General features: G+C 44.2%; 21 protein-coding genes, 1 pseudogene and 1 riboswitch. Of the genes and pseudogenes, 11 read left to right on the forward strand and 11 right to left on the reverse strand.

Annotated elements, in window-relative coordinates:
* Positions 1 to 38: 38 nt before the first annotated feature.
* From FTV25_RS11685 to xerD, 3 genes are all read right to left on the reverse strand, one after another.
* Positions 39 to 1,343 carry a homoserine dehydrogenase gene (locus tag FTV25_RS11685; RefSeq protein WP_180003811.1) on the reverse strand — a complete coding sequence of 435 codons (1,305 nt, stop codon included), beginning with the start codon at positions 1,341 to 1,343 and terminating at the stop codon, positions 39 to 41.
* Positions 1,344 to 1,470: 127 nt separating this feature from the next.
* Positions 1,471 to 2,283 carry a DsbC family protein gene (locus FTV25_RS11690; RefSeq protein ID WP_034703409.1) on the reverse strand — a complete coding sequence of 271 codons (813 nt, stop codon included), beginning with the start codon at positions 2,281 to 2,283 and terminating at the stop codon, positions 1,471 to 1,473.
* Between the two features lie 99 nt (positions 2,284 to 2,382).
* The gene (gene xerD / locus FTV25_RS11695; RefSeq protein ID WP_159124366.1) at positions 2,383 to 3,300 is read right to left on the reverse strand and encodes a site-specific tyrosine recombinase XerD; all 918 of its coding nucleotides are present in this window, start codon (positions 3,298 to 3,300) and stop codon (positions 2,383 to 2,385) included.
* A 176-nt stretch (positions 3,301 to 3,476) separates the two neighbouring features.
* Here xerD and FTV25_RS11700 point away from each other — a divergent pair, with 176 nt between their 5' ends.
* From FTV25_RS11700 to ftsW, 5 genes are all read left to right on the forward strand, one after another.
* A complete protein-coding gene (locus FTV25_RS11700; RefSeq protein ID WP_004787267.1) occupies positions 3,477 to 3,737 on the forward strand; it encodes a FeoA family protein in 261 nt (86 codons plus the stop codon).
* Positions 3,734 to 5,590 (forward strand): ferrous iron transporter B, encoded by a 1,857-nt coding sequence (locus FTV25_RS11705; RefSeq protein WP_180003813.1) that lies wholly within the window; start codon positions 3,734 to 3,736, stop codon positions 5,588 to 5,590. The genes FTV25_RS11700 and FTV25_RS11705 overlap by 4 nt, the downstream gene beginning before the upstream one ends.
* Before the next feature lie 57 nt (positions 5,591 to 5,647).
* On the forward strand, positions 5,648 to 5,899 hold the full coding sequence (locus FTV25_RS11710; protein WP_034703404.1) for a DUF6587 family protein: 252 nt from the start codon (positions 5,648 to 5,650) through the stop codon (positions 5,897 to 5,899).
* 378 nt (positions 5,900 to 6,277) lie between these two features.
* A complete protein-coding gene (gene murD, locus FTV25_RS11715) occupies positions 6,278 to 7,624 on the forward strand; it encodes a UDP-N-acetylmuramoyl-L-alanine--D-glutamate ligase (protein ID WP_180003815.1) in 1,347 nt (448 codons plus the stop codon).
* Between the two features lie 20 nt (positions 7,625 to 7,644).
* Positions 7,645 to 8,841 carry a putative lipid II flippase FtsW gene (gene ftsW, locus FTV25_RS11720; RefSeq protein WP_004787257.1) on the forward strand — a complete coding sequence of 399 codons (1,197 nt, stop codon included), beginning with the start codon at positions 7,645 to 7,647 and terminating at the stop codon, positions 8,839 to 8,841.
* On the opposite strand, the gene FTV25_RS11725 is transcribed toward ftsW, so the two are convergent.
* The 7 genes from FTV25_RS11725 to FTV25_RS11755 all read right to left on the reverse strand — a co-directional run bounded on the left by FTV25_RS11725 (position 8,830) and on the right by FTV25_RS11755 (position 15,579).
* Positions 8,830 to 9,090, reverse strand: a complete 261-nt coding sequence (locus FTV25_RS11725; RefSeq protein WP_034705366.1) for a zinc ribbon domain-containing protein — start codon at positions 9,088 to 9,090, stop codon at positions 8,830 to 8,832. The genes ftsW and FTV25_RS11725 overlap by 12 nt on opposite strands.
* Positions 9,091 to 9,146: 56 nt before the next feature.
* On the reverse strand, positions 9,147 to 10,067 hold the full coding sequence (gene gluQRS, locus FTV25_RS11730; protein ID WP_257218967.1) for a tRNA glutamyl-Q(34) synthetase GluQRS: 921 nt from the start codon (positions 10,065 to 10,067) through the stop codon (positions 9,147 to 9,149).
* Between the two features lie 2 nt (positions 10,068 to 10,069).
* On the reverse strand, positions 10,070 to 10,597 hold the full coding sequence (dksA, locus tag FTV25_RS11735) for an RNA polymerase-binding protein DksA (RefSeq protein WP_004787252.1): 528 nt from the start codon (positions 10,595 to 10,597) through the stop codon (positions 10,070 to 10,072).
* 209 nt (positions 10,598 to 10,806) lie between these two features.
* Positions 10,807 to 11,619 (reverse strand): 3',5'-cyclic-AMP phosphodiesterase, encoded by an 813-nt coding sequence (gene cpdA / locus FTV25_RS11740; protein ID WP_180003817.1) that lies wholly within the window; start codon positions 11,617 to 11,619, stop codon positions 10,807 to 10,809.
* Positions 11,616 to 12,251 (reverse strand): NUDIX domain-containing protein, encoded by a 636-nt coding sequence (locus tag FTV25_RS11745; protein ID WP_179992202.1) that lies wholly within the window; start codon positions 12,249 to 12,251, stop codon positions 11,616 to 11,618. The genes cpdA and FTV25_RS11745 overlap by 4 nt, the downstream gene beginning before the upstream one ends.
* Before the next feature lie 79 nt (positions 12,252 to 12,330).
* Positions 12,331 to 14,226, reverse strand: a complete 1,896-nt coding sequence (gene thiC, locus FTV25_RS11750) for a phosphomethylpyrimidine synthase ThiC (protein ID WP_180003819.1) — start codon at positions 14,224 to 14,226, stop codon at positions 12,331 to 12,333.
* Positions 14,227 to 14,316: 90 nt separating this feature from the next.
* A riboswitch (TPP riboswitch) is annotated at positions 14,317 to 14,445 on the reverse strand.
* A 96-nt stretch (positions 14,446 to 14,541) separates the two neighbouring features.
* Positions 14,542 to 15,579 carry a hypothetical protein gene (locus FTV25_RS11755; protein WP_179992200.1) on the reverse strand — a complete coding sequence of 346 codons (1,038 nt, stop codon included), beginning with the start codon at positions 15,577 to 15,579 and terminating at the stop codon, positions 14,542 to 14,544.
* A gap of 281 nt (positions 15,580 to 15,860) precedes the next feature.
* Here FTV25_RS11755 and FTV25_RS11760 point away from each other — a divergent pair, with 281 nt between their 5' ends.
* The 4 genes from FTV25_RS11760 to FTV25_RS11775 all read left to right on the forward strand — a co-directional run bounded on the left by FTV25_RS11760 (position 15,861) and on the right by FTV25_RS11775 (position 19,709).
* Entirely contained in the window at positions 15,861 to 17,210 is a 1,350-nt protein-coding gene (locus tag FTV25_RS11760; RefSeq protein WP_034705354.1) for a TolC family outer membrane protein, read from the forward strand.
* A gap of 98 nt (positions 17,211 to 17,308) precedes the next feature.
* Entirely contained in the window at positions 17,309 to 18,028 is a 720-nt protein-coding gene (phoU, locus tag FTV25_RS11765; RefSeq protein WP_034705351.1) for a phosphate signaling complex protein PhoU, read from the forward strand.
* Positions 18,029 to 18,429: 401 nt separating this feature from the next.
* Positions 18,430 to 19,515: a glycosyltransferase family 2 protein gene (locus FTV25_RS11770; protein ID WP_257218969.1), complete on the forward strand. Its 1,086-nt coding sequence runs from the start codon at positions 18,430 to 18,432 to the stop codon at positions 19,513 to 19,515.
* A complete protein-coding gene (locus tag FTV25_RS11775; protein ID WP_257218970.1) occupies positions 19,464 to 19,709 on the forward strand; it encodes a hypothetical protein in 246 nt (81 codons plus the stop codon). The genes FTV25_RS11770 and FTV25_RS11775 overlap by 52 nt, the downstream gene beginning before the upstream one ends.
* Before the next feature lie 75 nt (positions 19,710 to 19,784).
* Here the strand turns inward: FTV25_RS11775 and FTV25_RS11780 are convergent, their stop codons facing one another.
* Positions 19,785 to 21,587, reverse strand: coding sequence for an ABC transporter ATP-binding protein (locus FTV25_RS11780; protein WP_180003823.1), 1,803 nt, complete (start codon positions 21,585 to 21,587; stop codon positions 19,785 to 19,787).
* A gap of 160 nt (positions 21,588 to 21,747) precedes the next feature.
* Here FTV25_RS11780 and FTV25_RS11785 point away from each other — a divergent pair, with 160 nt between their 5' ends.
* Positions 21,748 to 22,368, forward strand: coding sequence for an alpha-ketoglutarate-dependent dioxygenase AlkB (locus tag FTV25_RS11785; protein WP_180003825.1), 621 nt, complete (start codon positions 21,748 to 21,750; stop codon positions 22,366 to 22,368).
* Between the two features lie 263 nt (positions 22,369 to 22,631).
* Positions 22,632 to 22,785, forward strand: a pseudogene (locus tag FTV25_RS11790) (IS982 family transposase); the annotation flags it as partial.

A 22,785-nucleotide genomic window follows, 5' to 3' on the forward strand; every position in this document is an offset into this window, starting at 1 on the left:
GTAGAGCTTGGCAAGGGGAGAGTGTCCCCTCGACCCGATTAATTATCAAGCGATTCTAAACGAATTCGTACAATTTCGCCATGAATGACAGGAAGAGCTTGAATTTGTTTTAACGCTTCATCCATTTTCGCTTCCTTGACTGGATCAGTCAGGATCACGATAGGAATAAGATCTTTCAGACGTGACTGCTGCAGAATTGCATCAATACTGATGCCTTCGCGGCTTAGAATAGAGGTTACTTCAGCCAGTACTCCGGTTTGATCTTCAGCATTGATCCGGATGTAGTATCCAGTCGTCATTTCTTCACGTGGCAGGATTGGCAGGTCACTTAAGCTTTCAAAAGCCAGTTGTGGAATTGTACCAGCACCATCTTCAGTATAAGAAATATCACGTACGATATCCACGACATCTGCGACTACTGCAGAAGCTGTAGGACCTGCACCCGCACCTGCACCGTAATACAGTGTAGGACCAACCGCATTGGCTTGAACCAGAACTGCATTTTTTACACCATTCACATTAGCGATCAATTGCTCTTCAGGAATCAGGGTAGGGTGTACACGGAGTTCGATACCAGTTTCAGCACGACGGGCAATACCGAGGTGTTTGATACGGAAGCCCAAGTCTTCAGCATATTTCACGTCTTGTGCAGTAATTTTGCTAATGCCTTCAGTAAAGACTTTATCAAACTGTAATGGAATACCAAAAGCAATAGAGGCCAGTAATGTCAGTTTGTGTGCTGCATCGATGCCTTCTACGTCGAAGGTTGGATCTGCTTCTGCATAACCCAGCTCTTGTGCTTCTTTCAGTACATCAGCAAAGGCACGGCCTTTATCTCGCATTTCAGTCAGGATGAAGTTGCCTGTACCGTTGATGATGCCAGCCAGCCAGTCAATCTTGTTGGCTGCCAGACCTTCACGCATCACTTTAATAATTGGAATGCCGCCAGCCACCGCTGCCTCGTAAGCAATTTGCACAGCGTTGTCATCGGCAAGTTTGAACAGTTCATTTCCATGTTCAGCCAATAGGGCCTTGTTGGCAGTTACGACCTGTTTGCCATGCAGAATGGCTTCTTTAATCACTTCATAAGCAGGGTGAATGCCGCCCATGACTTCAACCACCACATCTACATCAGGTTGACGTACGATATCGAGCAGATCTGAACTTTGTTTGACTGATTCAGGTAGATCCAGATCAGGACGCGGACGACGCGTACCAACATGGGTAATTTGAATTTCACGACCGGTGCGACGTTTAATCTCAGCAGCATTTTCTTTTAATAGTTTAAGGGCACCACCACCCACAGTACCAAGACCGAGGATTGCCAGACGAACTGGTTTCACGTCACACTCCAAATATAAACAGTTTTTTACGAGAGCCTAGATCATAGCTAAAAAAGCGGCCTGACTCTAGGGTCATTTCAGAATATCTTCATCTATAAAATAAAGTTAAATAACTAATTAAAATGAGTTATTTAAGTCGATCCAATAATTCTGATGTGCTCATATAGCCACCGAGGTAAAGTCCTTCAGAACTGTATACGCCCGGGGTACCATTGACACCAATATTAAGACCCATTTGATATTGATCTTTCACAGGATTTTTACAAGTCGTTGGTGTGATAGATCCACCGGCAATGGCCTGGTCGAAGGCTGCGCGACGGTCAGAATTACACCAGATGGCTTCCATGGCAGGCATATGCTGCTCGCCACGTGGCCAGGCAATATAACGCACCTCGATGCCTTTGCTGTTCATTTCATCCATCTGTTCATGGAATTTGTGACAATATGGACAGCTGACATCGGTAAAGACATAGATCACGTGCTTGGTTTTACCTTTGGCTGGATAAATCAGCAGGTCTTCCGCTTTAAGATTTGCAAAGATTTTCTTGTTCACGTCAGATTGCAGGGTTTCACTGACATTGTGCAGCTCTTTATCACCAAGACGAATGACATCGCCCTGAATCAGATATTTACCGTCATTTGTCACATAGACGGGTGCCATACCTTCCAGGCTGACCCAAGACATGTTGGGTACTTCAGTAGTTTTAATACCCGTGATTTTTGCGTTAATGCCGGCTTTTTTGAAATGACCTTCTAGCGTGGAAATCAGGCGTTGCTGTGCATTACGTTCGCTAAGGTTAGAGGCTTCACCCGTCGCCGGTGCACTTGCTGTAAGCGTATCTTGCTTTTTATCTGAATTATTTGAATTGGAACATGCGCTCAGTCCCAGACCGGTAGCAAGCAGACAAGCGATAAAAATTTTGGTGCGGGCAAATGTCATAATAACCCTTTTTTTCTTGGACTAAAAACAGAGCATTAGCATAGCAAAAAAAGATAGAGCTACGTCAAACTTCTCAGTTTATTCTATTCAAATCAGCTCCTAAGCCCGTGGATGATGGGTTGCATGCAGTTGCTGCATTCTAACTTGTGCCACATGGGTATAGATCTGTGTGGTTGATAAATCACTGTGACCTAGCAACATTTGTACTACCCGTAAGTCAGCGCCATGATTGAGTAAATGCGTGGCAAAAGCATGACGCAAAGTATGTGGAGACAGTTCAGCCTGAATTCCGGCTTGTAGTGCATAGCGTTTAATGGCATACCAGAAATTCTGTCGGCTCATGATGCCGCCATGCTGGGTGAGGAACAGATAATCAGTCGCTGTCTTATACAATTGCGGGCGTGCTTCCTGCAGGTATTTTTCCACCCATTCACAGGCCATCTGTCCCATCGGCACCAGACGTTCTTTATTGCCTTTACCGACAATACGCAAATAGCCCTGTTTTAAATTAATCAGATCCAGACGCAGATTAATCAGTTCTGTCACCCGTAAACCACAAGCATAGAGGACTTCAAACATAGCACGATCACGTAAACCGAGGGCAGTATTAATATCGGGTGCATGAATCAGTGCTTCGACATCAGCTTCAGACAGGTCTTTGGGCAGGGCACGGCCCAGCTTCGGTGTTTTATGAGCAGCAACCGGATTGTCACTCCGCAGTTTTTGTTCCCGCAGGAATTTATAAAAAGAACGTAAGGCGGACAAACATCGTGCAATTGAACGTGGACTTTTTTGCTGTTTGGTCAGTTCAATCAGTACATCGGAAATATCGTCATGGTTCCATTCTGGTAAAGGTTTAACCAGACATTCGGCACACTGGATCAGATCAGACAAATAGGCATTTCGGGTATGAGGGCTCACTGTCTGGGCAATCAGATAATCGCGAAAACCCTGTAAGTAACTGAAAGCTTCAGGAATCTGAACTGGACTAGGAATGCGAGGTTTTTTATTCAGCATGATGTTTAATGAAGATAATTTTTAAAAGCGAGAAGCCTGATTGCTATTCTCCACTCTAGTTTAATTTTAGTGACATGTCGATGTGCTATACAGCCAAGAAGAAATGTAATTAATACTTATTTGTTAATTATTCTCATTTGTTTGTATACTGTACAAAAGTCTTAGGAATTTTCACGGTGCGTTTGTCTGATTTGAAAGCAAAACAAACTGCCATCATTCGAAAAGTTAATCGAACTACTGATGGTAAAGGCGCTTCCCACGATGTTGTGGCCAGTCGCTTGGAAACTTTAGGTTTTGTACCAGGGACTCAGGTACAAGTCATTACCAAAGGTATTTTTGGTGGGGATCCGATTCTTATTCAGGTGGGGTTTACGCGTTTTGCTTTACGAAAATCGGAAGCGGCCAAGATTGAAATTGAACAGGGAGCCGCGGCATGAGTGATACCTTACGTATTGCCCTTGTCGGTAACCCAAACTGCGGTAAAACTTCTTTATTTAACCATTTAACCGGATCTCGTCAAAAAGTCGGCAACTATGCCGGGGTTACGGTTGAGCGTAAAGTCGGGAATTTTACACTTCCTTCAGGCAAACCGGTACGCGTACTGGATCTGCCAGGAACTTATAGTCTGGATGCGACCAGCCCGGACGAAGAAATTACCCGTAATGTGGTTCAGGGTAAAATTGCAGAAGAAGGCCAGCAGGATACTTTCCTGTGCGTTGTAGATGCAACCAACCTGAAACTGCATCTGGGACTGGTACTGGAAATGATTCAGCTGGGTCGTCCAATGCTGGTGGTGCTGAACATGATGGATGAAGCACGCCGTCGCGGGATGCAGATTAATACCCAGAAACTGTCTGAACGTCTGGGTGTACCTGTGGTTGAAACGGTAGCTGTGCGTACTTCAGGCATTGAAAACCTGAAAAATGCACTGGATAAAAACAAGTTTTCTGCTCCGCAAACTGAACTCAGCGGTTTGAGTGGCGATCACCATCATCAGATTACCAGCATTCTGAAAGATGTGGTGAATTATGCCGATCAGGAAGATAAACGTACTGATTTTCTGGACAAGATATTCCTGCATCCGGTATTGGGCCTGCTTAGCTTAGCCATTATGATGTTTGTGGTGTTTCAGGCGGTCTTTGCCTGGGCTGCGCCCTTCATGGACGGGATCGAAACTTTCTTCGGCTGGCTGGGCGAATACATGGGTGGACTGATCGCTCATCCTTTATTAAACAGCTTGGTGGTTGACGGGATTATTGCCGGCGCGGGTGGGGTCGTGGTCTTCCTGCCGCAAATTCTGATTCTGTTCTTCTTTATTCTGGTACTAGAAGAGTCCGGCTATTTACCACGTGCTGCCTTCCTGCTGGATAAATTGATGTTTAAGGCAGGTCTTTCGGGCCGTGCTTTCATCCCTCTATTGTCCAGCTTTGCCTGTGCCGTGCCGGGAATTATGGCTTCACGGACGATTAGTGATCCACGTGATCGTCTGACCACGATATTTGTGGCACCACTGATGACCTGTTCAGCACGTCTGCCGGTATATGCCTTGTTGATTGCAGCGTTTATTCCTGAGCAAACCGTTTGGGGCTTCATGAACCTGCAGGGTCTGGTGTTATTTGGTCTGTATATGGCTGGTATTCTGAGTGCGTTGATTGTGTCCTTTATCCTGAAATTTTTCCATAAAGACAAGTCTCAGCATATGCTGTTGATGGAGCTGCCAAGTTACCGTTTCCCGGATGTTAAAAACGTCTGGATTGGTTTGCTTGATCGCGGCAAAATCTTCTTGAAGCGTGTCGGTGGCATCATCTTTGCGCTATCCATCCTGCTTTGGTTCCTGTGTACGTTCCCGCAACCACCAGAAGGTGCAACTTTACCGGATATCGATTATTCCTTTGCCGGGATGCTGGGCCATGTGATGCAACCTATTTTTGCACCATTGGGCTTTAACTGGCAGATCTGTATTGCACTGATTCCGGCGATGGCAGCGCGTGAAGTTGTCGTGGCAGCACTGGGTACGGTTTATGCCTTGTCTGCAGTCGATGAAGATGCCATGTCTGAGGGTCTGGCGGCACTGATTAGTGGCGGCGGTGATTTGGGCTGGTCGATCGCGACCGGCTTGTCTCTACTGGTATGGTTTATTTATGCACCACATTGTCTGGCGACCTTAGCCACTGTGAAGCGTGAAACCGGTTCATGGAAAACGGTCAGCTTTATGACCTTCTACCTGTTTGGTTTGGCATATTTCATGTCATTCCTGACTTATCAAATTGCATCACATTATTTGGGTTAAACTGGCTGAAGGGAAACCTTGGCTCGATCTGACTGATCATGTGAATGGGAGATTGAGATGATTGAAATTCTGATTGTAGCGGTACTGGTTGTCTGGAGTGCGCTCGTGGTATTTAAAAAGGTATTTCCGAATACCTCACGCTCAGTCTTCCAGAAGCTGTCTGATACCTGTGCAGCCAAAGGCTGGCATACGCTGGCGAAATGGTTAAAACCGGCTATGGCCAGTGGCTGTGGTGGTAACTGTGCCTGTCCGGCATCGGAACAAAGCTCAAGTACAAAACCTAAAGCTCAGGCAGTGAAATGGAAGTAAACTTTCATTCTGTTTAAGAATAAAAACTGAGCATGCAAATGAGTAGGGAGCTTAGAAATAAGCTCCCTAATTTTTTATTTTTTAAAAACTTATTAATTTATCTAGGTGAAAATAATCCACTATTTTTCTATATTATGAATGGAAGCGTTATCTGATTTTCCTTTCAAGTTATGGATAGCATAGTCTTAACTTTTATTCCCATGATGGCTCCAATAAAAATTTATTAATTATTAAACCGATTAAAGATGAAGATTTAACGATATTTTTTTACGCCCTGACACAAAAAATGCCAGAGAAAGTCAAAACAGAAAAAGCATTCAAAACAGCAAAGTGCTACCATTTCGTCAGTTTTAAAATAGACCAGAAAATGGGGCGAAAATGTTAATACAACGTGGTGGATTAAAAGTCGTTGCAGGACTCGGGATTTCAGGTGTTGCAGCGGTCAACTTCTTACATGACCAGGGCTACCGCGTTGCAGTAACGGACTCAAGAGCTACCCCTCCGGGACATGACCAAATTCCTGCGGAAGTACAGACCAGTTTTGGCAAGTTTGACCAGAATCTGTTGCTCTCTGCCGAAGAAATTATCATCAGTCCGGGACTCGATCCAAAGCTGCCTGAAATCCAGGCAGCACTAGATCAAGGTATTCCTGTGGTAAGTGAAATCCAGATTTTACGTCGTGCGACTGATAAGCCGATTGTGGCGATTACCGGTTCCAATGCCAAAAGTACCGTAACTACTTTAATCGGTCTGATGGCAGCGAATGCGGGTAAAAAAGTGGCGGTTGGGGGGAATCTTGGTCGTCCAGCACTGGATCTGACCAAAGATGATCCTGAACTGTATATTTTGGAGTTGTCGAGCTTCCAGTTAGAAACCACATCAAACTTGCAGGCTGAAGTGGCTGTTGTTCTGAATATGAGTGAAGACCATCTGGATCGTCATGGCGACATGATGGGTTATCACACCGCCAAACACCGTATTTTCCAAGGTGTGAAAAAAGTGGTGTTTAACCGTGATGATTCACTGACCCGTCCACTGGTTCCAGATGCAACACCGATGCAGAGCTTTGGTTTGAATGCACCGGACATCAACCAGTACGGTATTCTCAAAGATACGGATGGCACAATCTGGCTGGCACGTGGTCGTGAACGTCTGCTCAAAAGTTCCGACATGTACATTCAAGGTACCCATAATGTGGCGAATGCCTTGGCTTGCTTAGCTTTAGGTGAAGCAATTGGCCTGCCAATGGAGGTTATGCTGGATACGTTAAAAACCTTCAAAGGTTTGGAACATCGCTGCGAATTTGTTAAAGAAGTCAATGGGGTACGTTATTATAATGACTCCAAAGGAACCAATATTGGTGCAACACTGGCAGCACTTGATGGCTTGGGCATGGCAATCGAAGCTCAAGGTGGTAAAGTTGCCATTATTCTTGGCGGTCAGGGTAAAGGTCAGGATTTTACTGCCTTATGTGACTCATTATCTAAGTATGCAAAAGTAGCCGTATTGATTGGTGTGGACCACCCAATTATTGAAGAAGCGATTGCTGGTACGACTGAATTGATTCATGCGGAAAGCCTACAGGAAGCAGTAGAAATTTGTCAGAAGCGCACTCAGGCACATGATGTCGTGTTATTGTCTCCTGCATGTGCAAGTTTTGACATGTTCTCCGGTTATCCGGAACGTGGTCGCAAGTTTGTGGCCTATGTGAATGAACTCAATTAAGAATAACAAGGATTCGTGATATGGCTGAGTTTGCTCAGACTGCGATCAATAAAATTAATCAATTTTATCAGCAGTGGGTACCTAAGTTACCCGCTGAAGTTAATCCGCGTAATGTGCTGATTTTTTGTGTGCTGGCTTTGCTGTGCATCGGTTCGATCATGGTGGCATCGGCTTCGATGCCTTATGCGGAACGGATGCATGAGAATGCTTTCCATTATGTGACCCGACATGCGATCTCGATTCTGGTTGCGGCGGGTGCAGCCTTTTTAGCCTATAAAGTTCCATTAAAAGTCTGGTTCAATAACACTTTCTTTTTATGGATTATTACCATTGTTTTGCTGGTCGCCGTACTCTTTGTCGGGACTGAAGTAAACGGCTCCAAGCGCTGGATTCGGGTAGCCGGTTTTACCTTGCAGGCTTCCGAAGTCGCTAAGGTCATGATGGCGATTTTTACCGCTGACTATGTAGTCCGTCGTGCTGAAGAGGTTCGTAATAATATCAAAGGCTTGGTACGATTAAGTGCCATCATGGGTGCAACCGTTGGCCTGATTATTCTTGAGCCTGACTTAGGGGCAACAGTGGTAATCACCCTGACCATGCTCGGTGTATTCTTCCTGGCTGGTGCACCCTGGATTCAGTTCGGTGTCGCTTTTATTACTTTATTGGGTGCATTTGCTGCTGCGATTGCTCTGGAACCTTATCGTTTACAACGTTTATTGTCTTTCTCGAATCCTTGGGAAGATCCGCTCGGTACCGGTTATCAGCTTTCTAATGCCTTGATGGCGTTTGGTCGTGGTGAATGGACCGGAGTAGGGCTAGGCCATAGTATCCAGAAAATGTCATATCTGCCTGAAGCACATACTGACTTTATGTTGGCGATCTTAGGGGAAGAATTTGGTTTCTTGGGTATTTCTACCATTCTGATTCTGTCTTTTACCGTGATGGTCTGCTGTATCCGGATTGGGCATCGTGCCTTACAGCATCAATACTTGCGCGCAGGTTATCTGGCTTATGGGATCAGTATCATTTTCCTGTTACAGATTCTGGTAAACGCTGGGATGAATATGGGGCTATTGCCAACCAAAGGGTTGACCCTGCCATTTATTAGTTATGGCGGTTCATCACTTATTGTTTGTGCAGTGATGATCAGTTTGATTTTGAAAATTGATTCGACGACTCAGCAGGTCAATCCAAGCCGGGAAGAATCAAGCTTCTAGATTAGACGGACGCTGTGGATCGGGCTGAGCATGGTTAAGCACTGTGCTCGGCATGACAGTTCCACAGTTCAGGCAACGCACAAAAGTACTTTTTGCCTTAGAAAGTGGAACTAGCGGAATAAAAAATAAAGAAAAATAATTACGCTGCTGTTTGAGTTCATACCCAGAACGGGTTCGGCAGACTGGACAAAGAAACTGACTTTTCTCAATGACCTTGGTTTTCGGTCCTACACCAAAAATAAAAAACATTTTTATGACCCTCACTCGCCTGTGTTATTGCTTTTAGCTTAAGTGAAAACCCGTTTTTATAAATAGTGACCTTGTAGCTCAGTTGTATGCGGGATTCGGGAGATATCCCATTGTGCGACGGCTTGTTCGAGCATACGAGCAGGGCGATCCAGTTCTACGGGCGCCTGACAGAGGGCTTGAAGTGCCTGTTGCAAGAGCAGGGGAGCTTGATCAAGATCCAGTGCTTGCGCCAGATTTTGCTTGGACAGTTTCTGGCCCTGATCATTCATTGCCAGTGGTAAATGTATATAGCTTAAACGCGGATAACCCAACAATTGACCCAGATAAATCTGACGTTCCGTGTTGTCCAAAAGGTCTGCACCACGGACTACATGGGTCATGCCTTGCAGATAGTCATCGACCACAACTGCCAACTGATAATTCATGATGCCATCACGGCGTTTTAAGACAAAATCGCCCAAGTCCTTTTTCAGTTGTGAGCAGTGTCGGCCTTGCAGACGGTCTTCAAAACAGATTTCAACATCTTCAACCTTGACCCGAATTGCCTGATGTTCAAAAGGCAAACCTAAGTCACGACAGGTGTCCTGATAAATATGATTGGAACCCAGCATTTTACGGGTACATTGACAGGCATAGACCAGACCCTGCTGGCGCAGTTGTTGGATCACATTTTCGTAAATATCCAGACGGTCTTTCTGGTAAATGATTTCTCCATCTGGCTCGAATTCAAAAGCATCCATGGCACGCAAAATATGTTCTTCGCTGCCGGGATAAATTCGCGGGATGTCGGTATCTTCAATGCGGACTAGCCAGCGCCCCTGATGGGCTTTGGCATCACAGTAGCTAGCGACTGCGGTAATGAGTGAACCAAAATGCAAAGGGCCGGTTGGCGATGGCGCGAACCGGCCCACGTAATTCTCTTCAGCTTTCCCTCCCTTTGATAAAGGGAGGGTCAGGGAGGGATTACTTAAAGACATGCTTAACCGTTATTTTGCTTCTCTTTGATCTCTGCCAAAGTTTTGCAGTCGATACATAAAGTTGCAGTTGGACGTGCTTCTAGACGGCGCAGACCAATTTCGATACCACAAGTTTCACAGAAACCGTAGTCATCGTTTTTAATCGCTTCGATAGATTGCTCGATTTTGCGGATCAGTTTACGTTCACGGTCACGAGTACGAAGTTCGATGGCAAATTCTTCTTCCTGAGTCGCACGGTCGTTTACATCAGGGAGTGCAGTGTTTTCGTCTTGCATCGTATTTAAAGTACGATCAACTTCTGACATCAGTTCAGCTTTCCATGCCATCAAGATTTGGCGGAAGTGTTCAAGCTGCCCTTCAGACATGTATTCTTCATTTTTTTTAGGTTGATAAGGTTCAATACCAAATAAGCTAGCAGTAGAACCACCCTCAGTCGTTTTCGGCTTAGATTTGCGCACACGTTTTGTAGGTTTTTCCTCTACAACATCAGTTTGTTCGTCTAAGACTTGATTTTGGTTGTCATTCGCCATTTAGGGCATTCCTCATCATATGCGTATGTTAATACGCAAAAAATATGGTGATATGCAATTTTTATCCACCCTGTAGAAAGATTATCCTCCTACGGGGGTCGTCATCATATAGACTTTTTATGCTTTTTGATAGTCTTTGATGTCTGGATTATAGATATCACATTTCCTTTGGTTGCAATAAAGTAATTCAAAAAAAATAAAATGCAAAGTTAATAACCTGAAATTTCGGTATTAATATTTTGCTGGCTTAAGGTCACACGTTCGATATGTGTATCGAACTCCCCATTTTGTTTCAAATGTAATACACGATAGCCAGGTGCCGCCTGGTCTAGCGCGAATTCATCACTCTTGGGTTTGAACTGTACGCTGGTCGATGGCGTCGATAAAAACTGGATACCGTGCCATTCATTGCAGGAATCCTGATGCACATGACCAAACAGAACCAGCTTCACATTCTGGTGCCGGGCCAGTACATCTTTTAGATCTTCGGCATTCTTTAGCCGGTGCTGGTCAATCCAGTGCGACTTCATCGCAAAAGGATGATGATGGCAAGCCACAACCACATGCTGATTACGATATTCAAGCAATAATTGGTCTAGCTGTTCCAGTTGAGCCTGCTCTACCCAACCATCTATCCGATCCTGGACTGCACTATTTAGTAAAATCAGGGTCCAGTTGCCAAAATGAATCGCATGAGCCTGATCTCGATCCTGATAAAAAGGAAAGACCTTGATGTCATCATGATTGCCCGGAATCTGGTAATAGGGCACCTGGCAAGACTGGATATATTTTAAATAACGTGTATAGGTTTCTGCGATCGCCACCTGTGCCAGATCACCGGTATGTACGAGTGCATCCATTTCTGGAAAATTGTGCTGAATATGCTGCATGACTTCATGGAAGCTCTGCTCGGGATTCATATTCGCGAATTCCAGATTGGGCTGATCCATCAAATGGGTGTCAGAAATCTGGATAATGGTCCATTCTTGTGTCGATGCAGGATTGAATTTTTCCGATGTCATGTCTGCCCCCTTAAACCTGACGGGACAGCCTGTTGATGCTGTTGTAGCCATTGTAAGGCCATAATCACAGGTGCATTTCTAAGGCGACCATTACTCAGCAAGGTCGGAATATCGGCATAATCCAGAATGTGCAGCTGGATATTTTCCCCTTCATCCGGCATACCAAAAATACCGCCTTTTTCAGGCAGTTCAGTCTGGGCGACATAAAGATGAAACAGTTCCGAGCAGGCACCGGCAGAAGGGTAGAAACTGAAAAGATGCTGTAAGGAATCAACAGTGCAGCCTGACTCTTCGAAAGCTTCGCGGCGAATACAGGTCTCAGGCGTTTCATCGCCATCCAGTACACCGGCAATGACTTCTAGTTGCCATGGCGTATCCTGATCATCCAGTCCGCCAATACGGAACTGTTCAATCAAGCCGAATTTTTGCTGTTGATCGTTATACAGCAGTACCCCAGCGGCTTCAGGACGATGGATGAGCTCACGCTGCAATGCAGGTGTATAAGATTCCTGATGGAAGACACGATGACTTAACGTGACTTTTTCCACCTGAATAAATCCCCGATATAAAAACTCACGGGCCTCTATCCTAAAATCTTTTTTATTATAAGAGGCTTGTTTAATAATATTCATAACTCAGAAAAGGATGAAATAACTTATTTTTTTCATCCTATCTGAGATTTTTATGAAAACAACTGTTTTTTTTACGGTTTTACACCTTGTGGTACAATTTTTGACCAGAGCTGTGGAAATCGTTTTTCATCTGCTTAAGGCCGGCTTCAATCTCTGCCTGCGTTACAGCCGGGGTTCCATCAGCAGATAACTGGCTGGCATAATCCCGCACATTCTGGGTGATTTTCATTGAACAGAACTTTGGTCCGCACATTGAGCAGAAGTGAGCCGATTTATGTGCCGCTTTGGGCATGGTTTCATCATGCATGCTGCGTGCTGTGTCCGGATCTAGACTCAAGTTAAACTGATCTTCCCAACGGAATTCAAAGCGGGCTTTGGACAGGGCATTGTCACGCGCTTGTGCTCCCGGATGACCTTTGGCCAAGTCGGCAGCATGTGCGGCAATCTTGTAGGTAATGATGCCGTCTTTCACATCTTTCTTGTTCGGCAAGCCTAAATGTTCTTTCGGTGTCACATAGCAAAGCATTGCCGTACCGTACCAGCCAATCATCGCGGCACCAATGGCCGAGGTAATATGGTCATAACCCGGTGCGATATCTGTGGTTAACGGCCCAAGGGTATAGAAAGGGGCTTCCTTACAGACTTCCAGTTGTAGGTCCATATTTTCCTTGATCATATGCATCGGTACATGCCCCGGACCTTCGATCATTACCTGTACATCATGTTCCCAGGCACGATGCGTTAGTTCACCCAAAGTGCGCAGTTCAGCAAATTGTGCTTCGTCATTGGCATCCTGAATACAGCCCGGACGTAAGCCATCCCCGAGACTGAAAGACACATCATAGGCTTTCATGATTTCACAAATTTCATCGAAATGAGTATAGAGGAAGTTTTCCTGATGATGTGCCAGACACCACTGTGCCATGATCGAACCACCACGTGACACAATACCAGTCAGACGATTCGCGGTCAGTGGTACATAACGCAATAACACACCGGCATGAATCGTGAAGTAATCCACGCCCTGTTCAGCCTGTTCAATCAAGGTATCTTTAAAGATTTCCCAGGTTAGGTCTTCAGCTACACCGTTGACTTTTTCTAGTGCCTGATAAATTGGTACGGTACCGATTGGCACTGGAGAGTTACGGATAATCCATTCACGGGTTTCATGGATGTTTTGACCAGTCGACAGATCCATAATCGTATCGGCACCCCAGCGGGTCGCCCAGGTCATTTTTGACACTTCTTCTTCAATACTTGAACCTAGTGCGGAGTTCCCGATATTGGCATTGATTTTCACCAGGAAATTGCGCCCGATGATCATTGGTTCCAGTTCAGGGTGATTGATATTGGCAGGAATAATGGCACGGCCTGCAGCGACTTCCTGACGGACAAATTCAGGGGTGATTTCCTGTAAATTTTTGGCACCAAAATTCTGTCCCGGATGCTGGCGCATATCGGTCCCTTCCAGCTGACACAAGTTTTCCCGAATCGCGATATATTCCATTTCCGGCGTAATAATGCCCTGTTTGGCATAGTGCATCTGGGTCACATTCTGGCCAAGTTTAGCCTGGCGTGGTTTCTGGATATGGGCAAAGCGGATATTGGCAGTACGGATATCGCGCAGACGTTGGCGACCAAACTCAGAACTTAAATCATCCAGCATTTCTGTGTCATTACGCTGTTCAATCCAGCCTTCACGCAGATTTGGTAGGCCTTTATTCAGATCAATTTCAACATTTGGATCGGTATAAACCCCTGAAGTGTCATAGACCATCAAAGGTGCATTATATTCACCGCCCAGACCAGTCGGGGTTTCGCTGAGAGAAATTTCCCGCATCGGCACCTGAATATCAGGACGTGAGCCTTGTAGATAGACTTTACGGGAAGCAGGCAGAATGCGGGTCAGATCACGCGCTTCCTGTTCGTGTGGAGTAAGGGGAGTTTCAGAAGAAAGATTCGTTAACTGGCTCATTGCAATGATCCTTATGAATGACATCAACGAATCAAGCACGACCAAAAACGTGGACAGAATTATCTGGGAGTAGATAAAACAAGGGTAGTCGTTTTTAGATGGCTTGATTCCTACGCAGGTATTAACCTGATCAGGTTCAACGGTACTCACTATCAAATGGCCGAAAAGGCTGATTTAAGTGATCTCAGCGAGTTATTACTCGCGCTCCGTCAAGCGAGGCTAAATCTTAGCTTAGTTGGTATTTAAAAAGTAGCTTTAAATTGGGAGGAGTTGCTGATTTTCGGCTATCTCATCGATTTTTAAGAAAAGATTGTTTTAAAGACAGATGGCATCTTTAAAGCAGTCTTTACCATAGTTCTGTGAGGGTGGGGTGACTTGAGCATAATATAAAATCTGTTCAGTGCTGGAACGGTCACGATATTCCGCAGCTAAGGCACGCTGACGCTGTTCAGGATTCATGTCCAGAAACTCTAAAAATAATTGCGCCTGTGTCGATAACTTGGATTTCTGACCACGCGCTAGACCAATAATAGTTTCCAGATGGCTGGTTTCTACTGAATAACGGTCACGATAATCCTCAGAGATTGGCGATTGCTCGCTGCCTCTGAACAGGAAATAAGTATATTGTTTCAGCAGATATTCGGCATCGCGCTGATAGCTACTTTTCGGATAAGTTTGCAGATAATCTTCCCAGAATAAAGCGCGAGCGGCAATATTGGCAGCTTCAAGCTGTAAGCGTTTTTCGACCAAGACCGGTTCCATATTCTGCTCAGCCAGATTTTCAATAAATACCTTTTCGGCAGCTGGTAAATACGGCGCAAAGATACGTACCAGATATTCCGGACTACGACGATATTGTAGCGTGCCATTGCCCTGATCTAAGAGTTCTACATAGGCCTGACCTTTATGCTTCAATAAATACTGGTCGCGTGTGGTCAACTGTTCAAAGTGGCTTTGCTGAATAGTAGGATGCTGAGCCATATCCAGAGCATATTGCTCGAAAGCACGTTGTTGGAATTCGGTACGTTCCACATGCAGGAAGCGTTGATACATTTCTGTGGAACGCTGCATCAGGTGTTTCTGCTCGGCCAGTTCCATGAGCGGCAGACACACTTTAAGGTCCTGATTAATCTGTTCCAGGGCAAAAGTGGTGCGCTGTTCATTAATCTGGGACATGTTTTTTTCAATATTTTCACACATGAGGGTGAAATCGTTCGCGGGAGATTGAACGGTTTTAACCTCGGCCTGTTCCATTTCAACTTGCGGTTCTGAGGATTGCTGGCATCCGCCTACGAACAGCAAACTGCTGAAAACAAAACAAACTTTGAATATCGAATGAATTCGCGTTAACACTATGCTTCAGGACTCTATATAGATGAAATCAGAAATAACTGCCTTACTGGGAGCTATATTGTATAGATCTAATTCAAGTTCTATGTGTAGTATTGTGAATGGCTTTGTTAAGCTAGGATGCAGGAAGGGGAAAATAGGAGGAATATTGAATAAAATCGTGGATCTATAAGAGAAAATTAATAAAAGTCATACGTAAAAAATCAAAAGAAATCTTTAGTATTGCTGGGTTTAAAGCGCCTTAATCTGATGATTGAAATGGCTGTAGGGGTGAAAACTATAAAATGAAATTAAAACTCATCGTCAGTGCCTGTTTATTGGGTGTCAGTCCGACACTGTTTGCGCTGGATCTGCTTGAAGCTTATCAGCGTGCCCAGCAGAATGATCCGAACTGGCAGGCGAATCTGTTGCAATACCAGTCGGACCAGCTCAATCTGGGCATTGCCAGCGGAAATTTATTGCCGACTGTGACTTTATCTGGAAATGTGACCCGTAAAAACCAGTCTGCTGATAATTCATCGATAGAAGGTTTGCCTGCCGAATTTGGGGAATTACAGGGTTCGAGTACGACCACGCGTCAGATTGCAGTTACTGCACGTCAGCCATTGTTTCGCTGGGATGCTTGGCAGGGTTATAAGCAGGTCAAAACCTCGGTAGAACTTAGTGAAGTTAATTTACGTCTGCAAAAGCAGCAGCATATTTTGCAGGTGGCAGAAGCCTATTTTAATGTTTTACGTCAGCAGTCTTTAACCACAGCTTATTTACAGGAAGAGCAGGCTTTATCAGAACAGTTAAGGATGATGAATGCCAAACTTCGAGAAGGGCTCGTGGCGAGAAGTGATGTCAGTGAAGCCAATGCCCAATATCAGAGTGCGCAAGCTAACCGGATTTCTACACAGGTGCAGTTGGTTCTAGCTCAGGAACAGTTGGCTCAGTTGATTGGACCTTATCAGGAAAATCTGGCGGTTCTGCGTGAGGATTTCCAGTTCCAGAAACCTGTTCCGAGTAATATCGGTTCCTGGACCGAACTGGCACAAAACCAGAATCTGGAAATTCTACAGGCCCGTTTGCAGAAACGCTATTCGGAAGATGCCAAGCGGGTAGAGCAGGCGGCTCTCTATCCTCAGGTTGAAGCCGTCGGAACCTATGGCTATTTAAAGCAGACTCCTGAAACAGTGTTATCAACCAATGGGGATTTTGACCAGATTGGCGTCGAGGTCAACTGGAACCTGTTTACCGGGGGCCGAACCCAAAAAAGTATTCGTCAGGCCGGCGTAAATGTGCAGCGAAGTGAAGCCCAACTGGATGCTGCCATTCGCAAAGCCAACACCGATGTCAAACAGTCTTATCTGCAGGTAGAAACGGATGAGGCCAAGCTGAATGCACGTAAAGCAGCGATGCAGTCTTCAGATATCGTTTCTCAAGCTTCCAGAGCTCAATATCAGGAAGGTTTAAAAACCATGGTGGATGTATTGCTGGCGCAGCGTAATGCCTTCTCTGCCAAGACTGACTATCTGAATGCCAAATATGATTATTTGCTGCATGTACTGCAATTACAGGCTTCAGTAGGACAATTGACAGAAAAGGAACTGGCAGAGATGAATGCCTGGCTCATTGAATATGACCGTTCTTAAAGACGACTAATGAGTTGTCATCAAACTTTCATGATGGTCATGCTTTAATGACATTTCATGATGTGTTCTTGCCTTTTCCTGTTCTGGAGTAGATTTCCTTGAGTCCCAATAATCCTGTGCTCAGTCATCATATTTCTTCGCAATTCAATGAAGAATTGCAGGATGTAAATACCAAGTTCATGACCATGGGTGGCATGGTAGAACAGCAGGTAGCCAATGCCATTCATGCGCTGCTGGATACAGATGCTGCCATGGCGGTCGATGTGCAGTTTCAGGACAATATTGTGAACCGCCTGGAAGGTGAAATTGATGAGGCACTCACCCTGATTTTGGCTCGCCGTCATCCTGCTGCTATTGATCTGCGCATGGTGCTTGCCATGTCCAAGGCCAATACCGATCTGGAACGGATTGGAGATGAAGCATCGAAAATTGCCCGTATTGCCCAGACTTTGTGTGAAGAGGGTGGTTCACCACGCGGTTATATGGAAACCCGACATATTGGTAACCAAGTTCGAGTGATGATTCATGATGCATTGGATGCCTTTGCTCGTCTGGATGTAGACCAAGCGCTGCGCGTGATGCAGGCCGATGCCGACATTGACCGGGAATATCAGTCCGCTACCCGTACTTTAATGACCTATATGATTGAAGATCCACGGCATATTAGTCGGGTGATTAATGTACTTTGGGTACTACGTTCGCTGGAACGCATTGGAGATCATGCACGTAATATTTCGGAACAGGTCATTTATATGGTCAAGGGCCTGGATGTACGGCATAGCAGTGTCGAAGAAATTGAGCAAAAATTTCAACGTTAATTAAAACTAAATAATAGTAAAAAGCCTGCATTATGTAGGTTTTTTTATTTCAAAAATATGTTCTTGATATTGTGAAAGCTAGACAGGATAGGTGTTCCCTAATATTGCTATGAGAAAAATCACATAAATAACAATTACTAATAAGCTTTATAAATTTAATTAAAAGAAATGTGAACTATTTATCAAAAAACATACAAAAGTTGTATATAACTTAGCAAAATGCGGGTTGATTTATGAAAATGGAATCATTTTCAGAAAGTGAAAAGATTTTTTCATGTGCTCATCAAACCTATAGATAAGAAAGAAAAACGAAGCTCTTTTGTTATCAGTCACATACTTCTGGTCTAAACCTAACCCTGCATTCATTTACTCAGTGAAATTATATATTTAAGAGAAAATTCATGATCATTGATGAAAGTCAAAGAGAAGCTTCCCGAATTTATTTTTCTGTGCAGTTAAAGTTTGTGATCGCGTTAATGGGTGCGTGTTTTTGGACCGTATTTTCCATCTGGATTGCTCAGGACTGGTTGCATGATTTGAGCAGCTATATCGGTTATTTTTGGGCTATTTTCCTGATCTATGGTATTGCCATTATTCCAGGATTTATGAACTCATTTGCGGCATTAAGCCTGATGATGGACAGACGCCCTAAACGCCAGCCATTAGCAGTTTATCCAGGGATTACCATGTTGGTGGCTGCTTACAATGAAGCCGCGTCAATTGAAGACACTTTGGTCAGTATTAACCAGCAAAAATATCCGGGAAAATTACAGGTTATTGTGATTAATGATGGTTCTCAGGATGAAACCGCAGAGATTGTCCGCAAAGCAGAATCAAGATTTCCCTGGCTGACTTTACTAGATTTAAAGCAAAATGCAGGGAAGGCGCATGCCTTAAATGAAGGCCTGAAACTTGCCGAACATGATCTGGTGATTACCGTCGATGCGGATTCTTATCTCCATCGTATTGCTCTGATTAATATTGTTGAGCGCTATGTGGCAGATCCTCCAAATACACGTGCGGTTGCAGGTAAAATTCTGGTACGTAATTCGCGTACCAATCTGCTGACCAAAACCCAGGAATGGGATTATTTTCTGGGTATCTCGGCAACCAAACGCCTGCAATCTCTTTATCAGGGAACTCTGGTAGCGCAAGGTGCTTTCTCTATTTATGACCGTAATGCCCTGATTGAAGTCGGCGGCTGGCCTGAATGTGTAGGTGAAGATATTGTACTGACCTGGGCCTTGTTAAATGCAGGTTATCGGATTGGCCATTGTGAGGATGCCTGCCTGTTTACCAATGCACCGACGACGCTTAAAGTGTTTGTTAAACAGCGTCAGCGTTGGGCTCGTGGCATGATTGAGGCATTCATTAAACATCCTAGTATTTTAATGTGGGTAGAGAGTACTTCAACCCAGAAGATTATCAAGAATCGATGTTCGCTCTTGGTTGGCGTCAGCGCTTTGCTGGCTGGTCTGCAGGCTTAACGGCAGGCTTTGGCCGAGAAAAAATCAATCAGGATCCGAGCCAGTCTACCCGGCTATTTGAGCTTAATGTACAAAGTCCTGTTCGTGGCTCGCAATTTCTGCGGATGAATGCCGGATATAACCGCAGTGCTTCTTTCTATGGTCCGAATTACGATTATCGTTATATCAGGGGTGAATGGATTATGCGGTTTTAGCACTGGATGATGAATCTTGATTTTAAGCGGTCTTTAAAGACCGCTTTTCTTTTTTAGAGATAGTTTGATGAAGAGCTAACTATGCGTTTCTTCCTCTGCATCATCTTCAAAAGTCTTGGCAATTTTTTCAATATTCAGGCTCTTCGCCATTGCATCAAAAATTTCCTTATATACGCCGTCCTGATGATAAAGCGCCTCATGTTCACCGTGTTCGGCAATACAACCTTCTTTCATCACATAGGTATAGTCTGCATCAATAATTTGAGACAGGCTATGTGAAATAATAATCACGGTACGGCCTTGCTTGATTTGATCCAGACTCTGTTTAATCTGTTCGGTCGCAATGGCATCTAGACTTGCCGTTGGTTCATCCAGAAAAATAATTGGCGGGTTTTTAAGGAACATCCGTGCGATGGCAATCCGCTGTTGCTGACCGCCGGACAGTTGCAGGGCATCGGAATCATAGCTGTCCGGTAGCTTTAAAATCTGTTCATGAATCGAGGCTTTTTGAGCAGCTGCAATCACCTCATCCATACTGGCATTGGTTTTGCCATAACGGATATTGTCAAAAATCGTGCCCTGGAAAATATGGTTTTTCTGTAGTACCAATCCGATATGATCACGCAGATATTGAGTGTCATAATCTTTTAAGTCGATCCCATCCAGCTTGATCTGGCCTTCCTGTGGTTCATAAAATTTATCCAGTAGGCTGATCAAGGTTGATTTTCCCGCTCCCGATAATCCCACCAGTGCGGTAATGGTATTGGGGCGGATTTCCATATTGATATCTTTTAAAGCATGATGCCCATTCGGATAATAAAAATTCACGCCACTTAGCTCAAATCGGCCTTCAACTGGCGGTTTTTGCTGTCCGCTTTGCTCAATTTCAGCATCTGCTTCCAGAATATTAAAGAAGCTTTCTGAATAAATCATGGCATCATTCACTTCATCATAAATCCGGTGCAACGACCGAATCGGGGCAGAGACGTTATTAAAGAGCAGCACATGGTACATGATCATGCCGATACTCATCTGTCCATCCAGTACAAAATAGGAAGTCAGAATAATAATCAGCACTATGCCGATCTGTTCAATAAAGGTTTTTAAGCCATCAAACAGGAAGCTGGTTTGCCGGGTTTTCATCTGGTTATCGGTCAGTTCACGCTGCAAGCTCAGCTGCTTGTCTGATTCAATTGATTCCCGGTTAAAGGATTTGATGACTGTAATTGAATTGATGATACTGAGAATCCCTTGGCTCTTTTTTTCCCGGCCATCTCTCAGACTACGGCGCCATCCACCAAGTTTTTGTGCCTGTTTATAGGTGAGCCAGAAGTAGATCGGTACAATCGCCGTGGCGACCAGCCCGACATAAAAATTGGCGTAGTACATCAATCCGAGCGCGACAATTGCACTGGTAAATAGAGGAAAAATATCAATGAAAAAGATCTGGACCAATCGGGTGAGGGAGCCAATTCCGCGGTCAATCCGGGTCTGTAATTTTCCAGCCTGATTATTATCCTGATTAAAAAATGCCAGCCGGTATTTTAAAAACTTTTCAATAATGCCTTGAGCCAGATCTTGGGAAATAAAAATCCGCAGCTTTTCTCCATAAAACTTCTGCCCAAACTGTACCAGCGCATTCACCACTTCCTTACCGAGTAAAATGGCAGAGATAGTGATCAGGATATGCCAGCCTTCATCTAGCCCTTGTCCTTGTTCCAGCAGTGCATTGATGCTATCGACTGCATATTGCAGGGTCAGTGCATTGACCTGAGCAGTAAAGGAACCGATCAGGGTCAGAATGAGGGTCGCAATCACCAGGAGCCGATAAGGGCTGACAAAGGGACGAAGTTTTAAAAACAGCTGCCATAAATTCATAAGCAATTATTTTTATTGTCAAAGTTGAATTTAGTCTAGGCAGGAATAGAGGTACTCACAAGAGTAAATGTTGTATTTATTTGTGAAATTAGATTGTAATTTCTCTGGATAAGTCTCAATCTTTTCAGAAAGATACTGAAATTTTTAGACTGATTTTAAAATGACTTTGGACCTGTTTGCGCCAGAACCTCAAATGAATTTATTACCCTTTGATGGGGTGGTAGAGGATTATGGCCAGATTTTAAATGAGCAGCAGAGCCAGCAATATTTACAGCATTTTTTAGCTCATCTGGCCTGGCAAGCGGATGAAGTCACTTTATTTGGCAAGCATTATATTACTGGGCGAAAAGTCGTCTGGTATGGCGATGAACACTATCAATATCATTATTCCGGAAGTTCCAAACAAGCCCATATCTGGACACCGGGGCTATTTCGGTTAAAGCAGTATATTGAAAAATTAGTGGGCCATTCCTTTAATTCCTGTCTGGCCAATTTATATGAAGATGGTTCGCAAGGTCTGGGCTGGCATAGTGATGATGAAGCGGCTTTATATCAGGGAACGTCACAGGAAAATGTGATTGCATCCCTCAGTTTGGGGGCAACCCGCAAGATGAGCTTTAAACACAAAACAGAGAATGAAACAGTAGATCTGCTTTTACAAAGTGGTCAGTTGATTGTGATGCGAGGACAGACCCAACACTACTGGAAACATTGTATCCGGAAAACGACTCGGGTTTTAGAACCTAGAATTAACCTGACCTTTCGTTATTTTTTTCCTTAGTTAAATCTCTTCATAAAATAAAAAATATTAGTCCATTCGTATTTAAAGTTCTTTCTCCCTCAGGGAGAAAGTTAGGATAAGGAAATTTTTTTGGTCATTGTTGAATGATTAAAAATGAATGATGAAGATACTTTATTATTTTTAGGTTGAAAGTATCCCAATGAACTAAAAAACCCGAATCGCGGATAAAAAATTGACTTGAAAAATAAGAGGACTAGAGCCATCAGTTGAGTTACCACACAAAACTTAAAACTCTAGTCCCGATGTTTAATAGTACCGAATTATTTTGTGTAATTGATGATTTCTTTCTTAAATTTGAAGCAACCTACTGGAATTTCCTTAAACAAAGTCGTCGTTTCTCCAGAGTCCGAACCGCTCACTTGAGTATCTCAGAAATCACTTTTATCGCGATCTGGT

Source organism: Acinetobacter sp. YH12249 (assembly GCF_013417475.1).
Taxonomy (GTDB): domain Bacteria; phylum Pseudomonadota; class Gammaproteobacteria; order Pseudomonadales; family Moraxellaceae; genus Acinetobacter.